Origin of the sequence: Lacticaseibacillus brantae DSM 23927 (assembly GCF_001436115.1) — a bacterium.
Lineage (GTDB): Bacteria > Bacillota > Bacilli > Lactobacillales > Lactobacillaceae > Lacticaseibacillus > Lacticaseibacillus brantae.
Window position 1 is genome coordinate 314,996 of the sequence record NZ_AYZQ01000002.1, and the last position, 13,969, is coordinate 328,964.

The window sequence follows — 13,969 nt, forward strand, 5'->3', positions numbered from 1 at the left end:
CCGACCCAATAGATTGCGGACGGTGATTTTTATTTGTGCAAAAATTTGTGAAATTATTGACGAATATTCCTGATTCCAGAATTCAAAGATAAAAAATTTGTCATATTTTTCTTGGCGGTATAGTATGACAATCGACAGGTGCGCTTGTCAATTTTAAGGAAAGCTGGAGATAAATTATGGCAGAGAAATTAACCACTGGCGAAGGCCAACCATGGGCAGACAACAATCACTCATTGACGGCAGGCCGGCGTGGTCCAGTCTTGATTCAGGATTACACTTTACTTGAAAAGTTAGCGCACTTTAATCGGGAACGTATTCCTGAACGGGTTGTGCATGCAAAGGGTGCTGGTGCAAAGGGTGTCTTCAAGCTCACCCATGACATGAGTGCTTACACCAAAGCCGATGTCTTCAACGGGGTTGGCAAAGAAACACCAATTCTGTTGCGGTTCTCTCAAGTGGCTGGTGAAGCGGGTTATCCGGACACGATTCGTGATGTCCGTGGATTCGCCCTGCGCTTTTATACTCAAGAAGGTAACTATGACATTGTGGGGAATAACACCCCAGTCTTCTTCGTGAACGATCCTCTGAAGTTTCCAGACTTCATCCACTCGCAGAAGCGGGACCCTCGGACCCACCGGCGGGATCAGAATATGCAATGGGATTTCTGGGCTCATTCACCAGAGTCCGTGCATCAAGTGACTTACCTGATGGGCGACCGCGGTAATCCGGCCAGTTATCGGACGATGAACGGGTATGGTAGCCACACCTTCAAGTGGGTCAATGCCGAGGGTGAAGCTTTCTGGGTGAAGTATCACTTTATCAGTGACCAGGGCGTTCAGAATATGACGGATGAAGTGGCGGCTAAAGTCGCCGGCGAAAATACCGACTATTTGCAAGATGAATTATTTGATGCCATTGAATCTGGCAACTTCCCATCATGGACAGTTTATGTGCAAATCTTGCCATACCAAGAAGGCCTGGATTATCCAGCGGACATTTTTGACGTGACTAAGGTGGTTTCCCATAAAGACTATCCATTGATTGAAGTCGGCCGATTCACACTCAATGAAAACCCAACTAACTTCTTTGATGACATTGAAGAAGCAGCCTTCTCACCAGCAAACTTTGTGCCTGGGATTGAGGCTTCACCAGATAAGTTATTGCAAGGCCGGCTCTTTGGTTACAAGGATGCTGAACGTTACCGTCTGGGGGCAAATTATGAACAGTTGCCAGTTAATCGGCCGGTCAACCCGGTTCACAATTACGCCCGCGATGGGTTCATGGCTCAAGGCCAAGATGGTTCGGTCAACTACGAGCCAAATGGTCAAGATGGCCCAGTGGAAGACCACAGTGCGCGGATTCATCAAGATCAAGTTGAAGGCGAAATTGGCAACTATAAGCCTTACGACACGGACTACTATTCTGCCGCGGGTAAGCTTTATCGCCTTATGACACCAGATGAACAAGATCGGTTAATTAAGACTATCGCCGCTGGCTTAGGCAGTATTAATAGTCATGAAGATAAGGTTCTCGAGACGCGTCAGTTCTACTTGGCTGACCACGATTATGGTGAACGCGTGGCTAAGGCGATTGGCTTAGACATGAATGAAGTGGCACAATAATTAGGGTTCTCAAACAACGGTATGGTGGCTAAATTCTGCTACCATACCGTTTTCTTGCGTCATCCATTAGATTTATGGTATGATTATAATACGAAAAAATTAAATGAAGGAAGTGACCGGATGCGTCAATTTTTAAATCGATCAGAAATGAAGCCAGTAATTATGTTGGTGGCGTTAGAAATAATTGCCTTGAGTATTAATCTGTTTTTTGCACCTCATGGGGTGGCTGCGGGCGGTGCGACCGGGATTGCGATTCTGGTACAAGAACTGGCCAATGTGCCGGTGGGCCTGACTACTTTAGCGGTGAATGCAGTGATGTTAGTGTTGGCATGGTTCTTGCTCGACCGTGCGACCACGAAACGGATTCTGCTGGGCAGCGTGACCTTGCCGATTTTGTTGGCAGTAACCCCACAAATCATGATTGTGCAAGATCGCCTGCTCGCGATTATTGTCGGGAGTGTGGTGTTTGCCATTGGGGTAGCGATGCTCTATCGGATTGATGCTTCCAGTGGTGGGACCACTGTTCCACCACTGATTTTCAAGAAATATTTCGGGCTCAAACCTGCTATTGGCTTATTGGGAATTGATTTAATTGTCGCATCGTTCAACTTACCTGTTGCGGGCACTGAAGCCTTCATTTTAGCGATTTTCTCAATTGTCTTAACCAGCATTGTCATGAATTATGTCGAAACTGGCTTGGATCGCAAAAAGGCTGTCTATATCATGAGTACAGCGCGTGGCGACGCCGTCAAGCAAAATATTCAGGCTGACTTGGCCCATGGTATGACCATTCAGCATGTGACTGGTGGCTTCTCAAATGACCAGCGCGAGATGCTGATGGTGGTGGTCGAACAGACCGATTTCAAACGATTAGTGGACACTGTCCACGCGGCTGACCCAGAGGCGTTCATGCTGGTAACAGAGGCGACTGAAGTGCATGGGGGTAGTTTCGTTTAATTTTTGATGAGAATTAAATGAATAAAATTATTGACAAGGCGATGTTGTTCTGCCAAACTAGCTAACATACCCACCAGATGGGCGATAGGAGTGTTGAATATGATGACAAGTACATTCACACAACTAAATAACGCGTATTACTACGGCTATTACGGATAGCGGTTTGCGTCTTGGATGCAAGCCACTCGCTTGTATCCATGATGGTCGTAGCATTTAACGATGCAATTAAACGCCACATGGAGAGAATCTTTCCATGTGGCCCTTTTTTTCCGGAAAATAAATGGCCAGCCACAGGAAGATTCTCGTGGCTGGCTTTTTTGTATCTCGCGAAAAAAATGGAGGAATGAATGATGAAGTTGAAACATTTAGTCATGGCGGCCGCGGTGGCCACCTTAGCAATTGGATTAGCAGCATGTGGTAAGAACACCAAGAATGGCTCAGGTCAGGCAAAAGTTGGTATTTTGCAGTTGATTGATCAATCAGCGCTCGATGCGGCGCGCAAGGGATTTGAACAAGAATTATCTAAGGAAGGCTACAAAACTGGCAAGAACCTGACGATTAATTACGTCAATGCCCAAGGTGATCAGAGCAATCTCAGTACGATGAGTCAACGCCTGGCTGGACAAGGCAATGATGTCAATTTAGCCATCGCGACGCCTGCTGCCCAAGCCTTACAAAAGGCAGATCCCAAGACGCCGTTACTGTTTACTGCCATTACCGACCCGAAGTCTGCGGGCTTGGTGAATAATTTAAATCAGCCAGATAAAGGTGCGACTGGCGTGACTGATATGGTCGATGTGAACGGGCAGTTGAAACTGTTGCAGCAACTATTTCCTAAAGCGAAACGTATTGGGTTAGTTTTCAACGCGGCAGAACCAAACTCCGTGTTCCAAATCAAACTGGCCCGCAAATACTTGAAAGCTCACAACTTGACCGCAGTTGAGAAAACTGTCGCGACAACCAATGACGTTCAACAAGTGATGACCAGTATGAAGGGCAAGGTGGATGCCATCTACATGCCAGCTGACAATGTATTGACTGCTGCGATGGCGACGGTTGGTAAAGTCTCTGAACAGATTAAAGTCCCTGTTATTCCGGCAACCGGTCCTATGGTGCAATTAGGTGGTGTGGCCACTAACGGGATTGATTACAAAGATCTTGGCGTCCAGACGGCGAAAATGGCTGTCAAAATTCTCAAAGGGAAAAAGGTCAATGAGATGGCTGTCGAGAAGCCAGCTAAGACCAAGATTATTGTGAATGATAAGTTGGCCAAAGTCTTTAATGTCGATGTGAAAGCGGCGGTGAAATAATGTTAATTACGAGTATTACGCTGGGATTGCTGTGGACAGTCATGGCCATCGGCGTCTACCTGACCTTCCGAATTCTTGATATTGCGGACATGACTGCCGAAGGAAGCCTGCCTTTAGGCGGCGCTTTAACCGCTCATGCGCTCACCTCTGGCGTCAGTCCGGTGTTAGCAACACTGTACGGTTTCCTGGGGGGATTGATTGCCGGTTTGGTGTCGGGACTACTCAAAAACAAATTAGACATTCCTGATTTATTAACTGGGATTTTAACGATGACTGGCTTATACTCCGTCAACTTATTCATTATGGGCAAGGCTAATATTCCCTTAGTGGGGGATATCAAGACCGTGTACAGTGTGATTCCTGATCCCACGACGAGTGCTTTGGTCATTAATGGCGGTCTTGTGCTCATTGTGATTGTGCTGTTGATTTTCTTCTTCAATACCGAAATGGGTCTAGCAGCGCGGGCTGTCGGGAATAATCCGGCCATGAGCGCGGCTAATGGGGTCAAGCCAGCTAATATGCAGATTCTCGTCTACATGATTTCTAATGGTTTGATTGCGTTATCCGGTAGCTTGATGGCGCAGATGAACGGATTTGCCGACATCAGTATGGGGATTGGGACAATTGTGATTGCCCTGGCGGCCATCATTATCGCTGAAATTTTATTCCGCCATCTCACGTTTGGGATGCGGTTGGTGACCATCATCATTGGCGCGATTATTTATCGCTTAATCATCGCTTTTGTGCTTGATCTAGGGGTTGATCCCAACAGTCTGCGGCTGTTCTACGCCGGAATGTTGGCCCTCTTCTTGGCCTTACCAAAGATTCAGCGTCAAATTCGGTTGAAACAACAGCAACGTCAGAATAAACGTTCATTTGGAGGTGATGCAAAATGACAGTTTTAGAAGTGAATCGACTCAACCAAGTCTTTGATGCCCATACGCCAAACGCCTACCAAGCGTTAGACGACATTAATCTCACGCTTGACGAAGGCGACTTTCTTGTCATCTTAGGTGGAAATGGGGCCGGGAAGACCACACTTTTGAACAGTATTGCTGGCACACTGCCAGTGGTGTCAGGTCAAATTAAAGTCCGAGATCACGATATTACGAATGATGATGTGGCAAAACGGGCGGCATATATGAGTCGCGTGTTCCAAGACCCAAGACAAGGCACTGCCGGCTTGTTGAGTGTGGAAGAGAATCTGGCCGTTGCTTACCAGCGCGGCCAGTGGCGCAACTTCTGGGCCCGCGGCGTCAAAAAGCGCGATCGGGATTTCTTTAAGAACCAACTGGCCGGATTGGGGTTAGGCCTTGATAATCGCTTGAATACCGAAATTGGCCGGCTCTCAGGTGGTCAACGCCAGGCCATCACACTGTTGATGGCGACATTGAAGCAACCGGATTTGTTGTTGTTGGACGAGCACACAGCGGCCTTAGATCCCGCAACCAGCCAAACCGTGATGGCATTGACAGATCATTTGGTGCAGTCCCAGCATCTAACGACATTAATGATTACGCATAATTTAGAGGATGCTGTCAAATATGGTAATCGGCTAATTGTGATGATGGCTGGCAAAGTGGTCTATGCGGCAGCCGGGACAGACAAGCAAAATCTTTCGGTATCAGATTTAAAAAATATATTTTCTGAATATGGAACAATTCTATAACCTTAGTAAACTTCGTTAAGTCTTTATTCAACCCTTATCTCAAATTTCGGTTACAATATCCTTGTAGTTTTGTATAAAGAAATTTGAGGGGACTTGTGTATGGAAGATAAGCGTTATTTGGAGGCGCAAAAAGAAGCCTTAGCAGAATTCAAACAAGACATTGGTCATTTGAATGCTTTGGCGAACGCCAGCAGGCAACAACTCATCATTATCTTGGGAACAGTTACTGATAAACAAGGGATCATGGTGAATGAACTGGCTGAGCGGATTGGACTATCTCAACCTGCGACGTCACATCATTTGAAGATTTTGAAGGATATCGGCATGGTTGATTCGCGGCAGGTTGGTAATATTGTCTATTACTATCTGACGTTGGATGACACAATCAATCGGTTGGGTCGATTGTTGGATGCCTTAAAAACTCAATATCAAAAGAAAGATTAAAAAAGTCATTTTGTGAGAATTTTTTTGAACCACAGGTTATCGAGAGAAAAATATTAGGTTATCTTTGTACAAATTACTGCCACAGGCCAAATTGGTCTGTGGTTTTTTTGTTGTGGCAATCAATCAGGACGGCTTTTGCGGTTATGACAGGGACCAACTGAATAAACAGCCAGAAGGATAACTTAGAAAAAGATAAGTTTTAGTCAGTAAGGTGGTAAAATGAACTCAATTCATGAGATTGGTCTACATGAAAGGGAGCGGGATAACTGATGGAGGAGTCGGCATTGCGCCAGAAATATCGAACGATACCAGCGATTACCACTGAAATGATTAATTTGAGTGCGATTTTGAATTTACCCAAGCCGACTGAGGGCTTTATGAGTGACATTCATGGCGAATATGATGCGTTTCAGCACGTGCTGCGTAATGGCAGCGGCAATATTAGTCTGAAAATTAACGAAAGATTTCAAGATGAAATGACCCCGGTGACACGCAAGGAGTTTGCCTTTTTGGTTTATTATCCCAGCGAACGGTTGGCTGCAATCAAAGCCAGACTGGATGCGGATGATCTTCAGCAATGGTATCTCAGTACATTTCAGCGTCTGATTGCTTTACTGGCTTATACGGCCACGAAGTACACCCGATCCAAATTGCGCAAGGCTTTAGCACCAGAATATGCCTACATCACTGAAGAGTTACTCTATAACGATGCTACGACGCCTGATAAGTTGGCGTATTATGGGCAGATCATCAAGAACTTGATTGACTTGGGTCAGGCTGATGCTTGGATAGAAGCAACCTGTCGCAGCATTCAGCGACTGACAGTCGATCGCTATCACATTGTCGGGGATATTTATGATCGGGGGCCAGCGCCAGACAAAGTGATGGAGGCGCTCATTCGGCGCCAGGATTACGTCGACATTCAATGGGGGAATCATGACATTTTGTGGCTGGGTGGTGCAGCTGGGTCGCCGCTATGTATTGCCAATTTGATTCGAATCTCGGCCCGCTACAATAATTTATCGATTCTGGAGGATGCGTACGGGATTAATCTGCGGCATTTGGCTAGTTTGGCCGAGCATTATTATCAGGATAATCCAGCTTTTCAGCCGCAAATTACCCCCGAGCAGGTCATCAGCGATGAGGAACGTCTGCAGATTGCCAAGATTCACCAAGTAATCAGTATTATTCAGTTTAAATTAGAAGGTCCAGCAATTAACCGGCGTCCAGAATTTAACATGGCGCATCGCTTGATGTTGTCTCGGTTAAGCGCCGACCATAAAACTATTCATTTGAACAATCAGGACTACCCCGTGACCAATGGGAACTTTCAAACGGTTGCTATTGATGATCCGTATCGGCTACTGCCAGAAGAGGCGGCGGTTGTTAACCAATTGATTCAAGCGTTTCGTCATTCAGAACGGTTGCGGCGCCATATGGACTTTCTACTGGCGCACGGTTCAATGTACAAGCGCAACAATGGCAACCTGCTGCTGCACGGGTGTGTGCCAGTAGATGCTAAAGGTGAGTTTGCGGCCTTAACCATCAATGGTCACAGATATGCTGGACCAGCGTTGTTCACGGCGTTAGAAGAGAATCTTCGAGCTGCCTACGCAAACCCACAAGGGGCGACATCGTTGGGGACAGACTTGTTGTGGTATCTCTGGACTGGACCTTATTCGCCGTTGTTTGGCAAGCAGGAGATGACTACGTTTGAGCGTTATTATGTGGCAGATCCGGCGACACACGTTGAAGTTCAGAATCCGTACTATCAGCTACGCCATGACTTACAGTTCATCGAGAAAGTACTGGTGGCCTTTGGTCTGGAAGCGAGTGGTCGTGTCATTAACGGTCACACACCGGTGAAGAAGGGAACTTCACCGACAATGGCAGACAATCATATGATTGTGATTGATGGTGGCTTCTCCAAGCCCTATCAGAAAACTACCGGAATTGGCGGGTATACGCTGCTGGATAATTCTTATGGGTTACAACTTGTCACACATCAACCATTTATCACTCGGGCAGCGGCCATCGCCCACCTGACAGATATTGTCTCCACCCGCCAGGTCGTGGCAAAAGTGGCGCAACGGCGGACCGTCGCCGGAACCGATATTGGCCGGTCACTGCGAGCCCAACTCAAGGTTCTGAACCAATTATTGCAGGAGCGCCAAGCCGAAACTGAGGCTTATCCAACCTGATGTTAGATAAATTGTTCGCTCGAAGGAACAACAACAAAAGTTAAAGTGCTTTGTTTGATTACACGAATAGTAAAATTATAATAATAGAATAAATAAAGTGAAAAAAATTTACTTTATTGTAAGCGCTTTAGCGATATAATGAACCCAATACCGGTGTGCTGCTTTTGGGGGAGATGATCAAATGTCACAGATTGATGATTGGCTGTATTTGTTTAATAAAGGGGAGCTGTTCGAAAGTTATACGTGGTTAGGCGTGCATGAACTGGCCCCAGGGGACTGGCAAGCCGTGGTCTGGGCACCACATGCACTTACGGTCAGTATCGTGGGTGACTTTAATGATTGGCAGGGCCAGTCGTTGAAGGCTTTGCCGCAAACGGGCATGTTTTTGGGCACGTTTAACGGTAAGCGCGGTCAACATTACAAGTTCGCCGTGACTGGTCCAGATGGTCAAACGCAACTCAAAGTGGATCCGTTCGGCTTTGCTTTTGAGCCCAAGCCAGGGGATGCGGCCCTACTGGCGGACGTGCCCGTGATTGCGTGGCATGACCAAAGTTGGTGGCAGCAGGCCGATACTAGTCAGCGCCCGATGAACATCTATGAGGTCCACTTGGGCTCATTTATGCGCCAGACAGATGGCCAATATCAAACGTACGCTCAGATGCAGCATAGTTTAATCGACTATGCGGTGAGTCAGGGCTATACGCATATTGAGTTATTACCACTGACCGAGCACTTGCTGGATGCGTCATGGGGCTATCAAAGCTTTGGTTATTTTGCGCCAACAAGCCGGTTTGGGACACCGGAAGATTTTCTGCGGTTTGTGGACGCGGCGCATGTGGCCGGTTTAGGTGTGATTATGGATTGGGTGCCGGGGCATTTTATCAAGAATACTGATGTGCTGTATCAGTTTGACGGCACACCAACATTTGAGTATCAAGACCCACATCGGGCAGAGAATGTGCGCTGGGGGACGTGGAACTTTGATTTGGGGAAGAATCAAGTCCAAAGCTATTTGATTAGCAGCGCGATGTTCTGGCTCAAAGTTGCACACTTGGATGGCTTACGCGTCGATGCAGTCTCGAATATGCTGTATATGAATTACGATGCGGGCAAGGAAAATGATGTCAATGTTTTCGGGGGGAACGAAAACTTAGAAGGCACGGAATTTTTGAAACGCCTCAATACGATTGTCGGGCAATTACCGGAGCACCGCCTCATGATTGCTGAAGAAAGTTCCGCGTATCCCCAAGTGACCGCACCGGTCTCAGCAGGCGGTTTAGGGTTTGACTATAAGTGGAACATGGGTTGGATGAATGATACCTTAGCCTTTTTTGAGCGGGATCCTGCTGAAAGGGCCGCCCATTTGCAGCAATTGACGTTTTCATTTGTCTATATGTTTAATGAGCATTTTGTCTTACCGCTGTCGCATGACGAGGTGGTGCACGGTAAGAAGTCATTGATGCACAAAATGCCTGGGGATCGCTATAACCAATTTGCCAACTTGCGGGTACTGATGGTGTGGTTAATGACTTTTCCTGGTAAGAAGCTGCTCTTCATGGGTAGTGAATGGGGACAGTTCTTAGAATGGCGGGATTACAGCGGACTGGAGTGGGTGGACTTAGACGATCTGTTGAATCGCGGCATGCAGCACTTTACGCGGACGTTAAATCATCTGTATTTGACAGAATCAAGTCTCTGGGCCGCCGATGAGGCGATGACGATTACGCAGGCGGATTCGCCGGTGGGCTTGAGTTTTATCCGCGGACGGGATCCGGCAACTACTGTGGTTGTGGTCTTCAATTTTCTACCAGGCGAGCACCAGCACTTTAAGATTCAGGTCCCATATCCGGGGCGGTACCGGGTTTTAGTGAACACCGAAAGTGCCCAGTTTGGTGGGACTTGGACTAAGACTGAGGCCACTTATGTTGCGTCGGAAAATGAAATAGAGGTACTTTTGCCAGCATTAGGCGCTTTGATTTTGGGGTATGTCACTGATGATGTGGATTTGGAGTTGGCGCAGGCCAAGGGGGAGAATTATGGCAACTGAAATGTTAGGGATGATTTTGGCAGGAGGACAGGGCACACGTTTGGGAAAGTTAACCAAGAATACGGCTAAACCGTCAGTCCCTTTCGGCGGGCGCTACCGCATTATTGATTTTACCTTGAGTAATCTAGCCAACTCTGAAGTCAATACCGTTGGGGTGATTACGCAGTATCAACCGTTGGAACTCAATCGCCACATTCAAAATGGTGCTAGCTGGGGCCTTAATGATAAAGATGCCGGGGTCACCATTCTGCAGCCATACGCTTCAAGCGAAGGTGAGAAATTCTTCGAGGGCACGGCCCACGCGATTTACCAAAATATCGCCTATATTGATTCGTACGCGCCACGTTACCTATTGGTGCTCTCTGGCGACCATATCTACAAGATGGATTATCGGCGGATGTTGGCCTTTCATAAGCAGAAGAAAGCTGCGTTGACCGTTGGGGTTATGCCGGTGGCTAAGTCTGAGGCGAGCCGGTTTGGGATTATGAATACCGATGATACCGACCGGATTATCCAGTTTGAAGAGAAACCTAAAGCCCCCAAAAGCAATCTGGCCTCGATGGGGATTTATATCTTTGATTGGCAAATCCTGCGCCAGTATTTGATTGCTAGCTATGCCACCGACAGTCAGTTGGAGGATTTCGGTAAAGACGTCATCCCAACCTATTTGGCTCACAACGAAGCCACGTTTGCGTATGCCTTCAACGGCTATTGGAAAGATGTTGGGACGATTCAAAGTTTATGGGAAGCCAATATGGAATTTCTATCACCCCATAATCCTTTGAACATTGGGGATCGCAATTGGCGGATTTATTCGCAAGTCTCAGCTCTGCCACCGATGTTTCTAACAGCCAGCGCCCACGTGCGGCGCGCGATGGTGGTCGATGGCGACTATATTGCTGGCACGGTAACGCACAGTATCTTGAGTCAAAACGTCAAAATCGGCGAGGGTGCAGTGATTAAAGACAGCATGCTAATGCCCAATGTGGTCATTGGCAAGAATGTCGTGGTTGATCATGCCATCATTGGTGAGAATGCAATTGTTGGTGACGGCGGAGAAGTCATCGGCAAGCCCGATGACATTGCGGTGGTTGGTTACGGGGAGATTCTGGGAAGGAAGGAAAAAGAATGAAAACTGGGGTAGTTACAGCGGTCATTGACCTCAATGAACCTGACGAAGCACTGCGGCCGTTGACTGAGTTTCGGCCGATTGGCACTTTGCCTTTTGCCGGGCGCTATCGGCTAATTGATTTTCCACTTTCAGCAATCGACAATGCCAGTATCAAAAGTGTCGGCCTGTTTCTGCCGCGCTCTGGCCGTTCAGTTCAAGATCACTTGCGAAGCGGAGCAGCTTGGAATCTCGATGCCTTACAAGGTGGGGTATTCACTTTTCCGTATATTGCCGAGAAAGATTACGATAGCCCTATTGTTCGCAGTCGCTACTACGATGACTATATTCAATTCTTGCGCAAATCTGATACCCAGTACACGGTTATTATGGGCACAAGCAATGTTGCCAACATTGATATTAATGCCGTTATGGCCTACCACCGGCTGGGCAACAGTCGCATCACCACCGTCTATAAGCAGGTTAACCGGAACCTGGTGGAGGCCAATGACTGGACCTTGGAACTGTCTGAATTGGGCACGACCAGTAGCGTGGTTTTGGCGAAGAATCATCATGGCGATCCTAATACCGAGAAGTTACCGCTGTTTATGGATGTCTACTTCTTAGAAACCCAAGATTTGATTGACATGTTGGTTAGTGCCAGTGAGGCGCCTAACTTCCGCCATCTGTCACAGTTGCTCCGCGAAGCAGTGTTGGAAAATAATGCGAATGCTTTTGAATATACAGGGTACCTGTCACCAATCACTTCAATTCCGCGCTACTTTGCCGCGAATATGGCCATGCTTGATGAGAATAACTATCAGGCACTCCTGTTCAGTTCGCGCCCAATCCAAACGAAGAGCAAGAATGAAGTGCCGACCTTTCTAGCAGGTGATTCGCGAATTGAATCGAGCTTGTTAGGAACTGGTGGCTATATTGAAGGTGAGATTGATCATAGCGTGATTTTCCGAAATGTTGTGGTGCATCGCGATGCAGTCGTGTCCCACAGCATCATCATGCAAGGTAGCAAGGTTAGCGCTGGGTCAACGGTCCGATATGCCATTTTGGACAAAGGTGTTGTTATCGGTCCCAATCTCACCTTAGAAGGCACGCCGGAGAAACCGTTAATCTTCAGTAAAAACCAACGGGTCTTCCAAGCCCAGGGGGTACGCGCATGAAAGTACTCTTTGCCGCGGCAGAAGGTGCGCCATTCTACAAGGTCGGTGGGCTGGGGGATGTTGCCTATGCGCTGCCAAAAGCATTGCAACAACTGGGTGTCGATATTCGAGTGGTTTTGCCCTACTATTCACACCTTTTCCCTGACCATTTAATCGCCGATGTGTCCGACTTGGGCCATTTCAGTGTCGATTTTGGCGGCCGAGCAGTCTATGTCGGGATTAAAACCATGAAATTGGGGGCCGTCCCTGTCTATTTCATTGACAATGAAGAATTTTTTGGCCGAGATCAGCTTTATGGTGAGTGGGACGATGGCGGGCGATTTGGTTTCTTCCAACTGGCACTCATTGAGATGCTGCAGGTGATTGATTGGATTCCTGATATCATCCACGCCAACGACTGGCACACAGCGATGATTCCGGTTTTGTTGGAAGAGAAATACGCTTGGATTGCGCCCTATGCCAAAATCAAAACCCAGCTGACGATCCACAATTTGCAGTTTCAGGGTGTGTTCCCGGAAAGCGTCCTTGATACGGTCTTTGGTATTGGGAGACGTTACTTTAACGAAACTGGTTTTGCTAAAGATGGTGCGGTCAATTATCTCAAGGGTGGGATTGATTTCGCCGACGTGGTCTCAACAGTCAGTCCAAGTTACGCTCGAGAAATTCAGCAACCCTATTGGGGCGAGGGCCTGGATGCGGCGTTACGCAGTCGCGGCGTGCAGTTACAAGGAATTCTGAATGGAATTGATACGGCGCTCTACAACCCGGCCACTGATCAAGCCCTGGCTGGGTCATATTCTGCAACGGATTTGCAGGGCAAAGTTATTGATAAGCACGATTTACAGCGGCTCTTCCAATTGCCGGAGGGCAACCGGCCAGTCTTTGGCATGGTAACCCGGCTCACCCGCCAAAAAGGGGTCGATTTGGTCATTGCCGCGTTGCAAAGTCAGTTACACCAATTAGATGCACAAGTGATCATTTTGGGGACCGGTGATCCTGATTTAGAGAACCAGTTATTGGCTTTGCAGCCGCAATTTCCGGACCAGCTGCGAATTCGATTGGCTTTTGACGAAAATGTTGCCCGGAAGATCTATGCCGGCGCAGACTTTTTCTTGATGCCGAGTGCTTTTGAGCCCAGTGGGCTGTCTCAGATGATGGCAATGCGTTATGGCACTATTCCGATTGTCCACGAGACGGGTGGCCTGCGTGATTCCGTCAAAGCTTATGATGAGACGACTGGTATTGGGACTGGCTACATTTTTTGGGATTTTCGGCCTGAGGTCTTGGGTCAATTGATGAACCAAGCAACAGTAGATTATACGCAGAATCAAGCCAAGTATCTGAGCATGCAAAGTCAAGCAATGGCTGAGGATTTCAGTTGGACTCATGCTGCTCAGCAGTATTTAGCAGGATATACCGCGTTGATATGAGGT

At 47.5% G+C, this 13,969-nt stretch carries 11 protein-coding genes; all 11 read left to right on the top strand.

Going from position 1 to position 13,969, the window contains the following annotated elements; genetic code table 11:
* The first annotated feature begins 176 nt into the window (after positions 1-176).
* The 11 genes from FC34_RS05735 to glgA all read left to right on the top strand — a co-directional run bounded on the left by FC34_RS05735 (position 177) and on the right by glgA (position 13,966).
* Complete coding sequence (locus tag FC34_RS05735; RefSeq protein WP_057894439.1) at positions 177-1,622, top strand: catalase; 1,446 nt, start codon at positions 177-179, stop codon at positions 1,620-1,622.
* 120 nt (positions 1,623-1,742) lie between these two features.
* On the top strand, positions 1,743-2,579 hold the full coding sequence (locus FC34_RS05740) for a YitT family protein (RefSeq protein ID WP_057894440.1): 837 nt from the start codon (positions 1,743-1,745) through the stop codon (positions 2,577-2,579).
* Positions 2,580-2,929: 350 nt separating this feature from the next.
* Entirely contained in the window at positions 2,930-3,889 is a 960-nt protein-coding gene (locus FC34_RS05745; RefSeq protein WP_057894441.1) for an ABC transporter substrate-binding protein, read from the top strand.
* Entirely contained in the window at positions 3,889-4,785 is an 897-nt protein-coding gene (locus tag FC34_RS05750; RefSeq protein WP_057894442.1) for an ABC transporter permease, read from the top strand. Before FC34_RS05745 ends, FC34_RS05750 begins: the two co-directional genes overlap by 1 nt.
* Entirely contained in the window at positions 4,782-5,558 is a 777-nt protein-coding gene (locus tag FC34_RS05755) for an ABC transporter ATP-binding protein (RefSeq protein WP_057894443.1), read from the top strand. The genes FC34_RS05750 and FC34_RS05755 overlap by 4 nt, the downstream gene beginning before the upstream one ends.
* 99 nt (positions 5,559-5,657) lie before the next feature.
* Positions 5,658-6,002 carry an ArsR/SmtB family transcription factor gene (locus tag FC34_RS05760; RefSeq protein ID WP_057894444.1) on the top strand — a complete coding sequence of 115 codons (345 nt, stop codon included), beginning with the start codon at positions 5,658-5,660 and terminating at the stop codon, positions 6,000-6,002.
* Positions 6,003-6,271: 269 nt separating this feature from the next.
* Entirely contained in the window at positions 6,272-8,203 is a 1,932-nt protein-coding gene (locus tag FC34_RS05765; RefSeq protein ID WP_057894445.1) for a fructose-bisphosphatase class III, read from the top strand.
* Between the two features lie 181 nt (positions 8,204-8,384).
* Positions 8,385-10,250: a 1,4-alpha-glucan branching protein GlgB gene (gene glgB / locus FC34_RS05770; RefSeq protein WP_057894446.1), complete on the top strand. Its 1,866-nt coding sequence runs from the start codon at positions 8,385-8,387 to the stop codon at positions 10,248-10,250.
* Positions 10,240-11,382: a glucose-1-phosphate adenylyltransferase gene (locus FC34_RS05775; protein WP_057894447.1), complete on the top strand. Its 1,143-nt coding sequence runs from the start codon at positions 10,240-10,242 to the stop codon at positions 11,380-11,382. Before glgB ends, FC34_RS05775 begins: the two co-directional genes overlap by 11 nt.
* On the top strand, positions 11,379-12,536 hold the full coding sequence (glgD, locus tag FC34_RS05780; RefSeq protein ID WP_057894448.1) for a glucose-1-phosphate adenylyltransferase subunit GlgD: 1,158 nt from the start codon (positions 11,379-11,381) through the stop codon (positions 12,534-12,536). Before FC34_RS05775 ends, glgD begins: the two co-directional genes overlap by 4 nt.
* Positions 12,533-13,966 carry a glycogen synthase GlgA gene (gene glgA, locus FC34_RS05785; RefSeq protein WP_057894449.1) on the top strand — a complete coding sequence of 478 codons (1,434 nt, stop codon included), beginning with the start codon at positions 12,533-12,535 and terminating at the stop codon, positions 13,964-13,966. The genes glgD and glgA overlap by 4 nt, the downstream gene beginning before the upstream one ends.
* The last annotated feature ends 3 nt before the right edge of the window (positions 13,967-13,969 follow it).

What these genes read in the sequence shown, in the direction of transcription:
- FC34_RS05735 (WP_057894439.1), top strand. Translation starts at nt 177, where the DNA reads ATGGCAGAGAAATTAACCACTGGCGAAGGCCAACCATGGGCAGACAAC.
- FC34_RS05740 (WP_057894440.1), top strand. Translation starts at nt 1,743, where the DNA reads ATGCGTCAATTTTTAAATCGATCAGAAATGAAGCCAGTAATTATGTTG.
- FC34_RS05745 (WP_057894441.1), top strand. Translation starts at nt 2,930, where the DNA reads ATGAAGTTGAAACATTTAGTCATGGCGGCCGCGGTGGCCACCTTAGCA.
- FC34_RS05750 (WP_057894442.1), top strand. Translation starts at nt 3,889, where the DNA reads ATGTTAATTACGAGTATTACGCTGGGATTGCTGTGGACAGTCATGGCC.
- FC34_RS05755 (WP_057894443.1), top strand. Translation starts at nt 4,782, where the DNA reads ATGACAGTTTTAGAAGTGAATCGACTCAACCAAGTCTTTGATGCCCAT.
- FC34_RS05760 (WP_057894444.1), top strand. Translation starts at nt 5,658, where the DNA reads ATGGAAGATAAGCGTTATTTGGAGGCGCAAAAAGAAGCCTTAGCAGAA.
- FC34_RS05765 (WP_057894445.1), top strand. Translation starts at nt 6,272, where the DNA reads ATGGAGGAGTCGGCATTGCGCCAGAAATATCGAACGATACCAGCGATT.
- glgB (WP_057894446.1), top strand. Translation starts at nt 8,385, where the DNA reads ATGTCACAGATTGATGATTGGCTGTATTTGTTTAATAAAGGGGAGCTG.
- FC34_RS05775 (WP_057894447.1), top strand. Translation starts at nt 10,240, where the DNA reads ATGGCAACTGAAATGTTAGGGATGATTTTGGCAGGAGGACAGGGCACA.
- glgD (WP_057894448.1), top strand. Translation starts at nt 11,379, where the DNA reads ATGAAAACTGGGGTAGTTACAGCGGTCATTGACCTCAATGAACCTGAC.
- glgA (WP_057894449.1), top strand. Translation starts at nt 12,533, where the DNA reads ATGAAAGTACTCTTTGCCGCGGCAGAAGGTGCGCCATTCTACAAGGTC.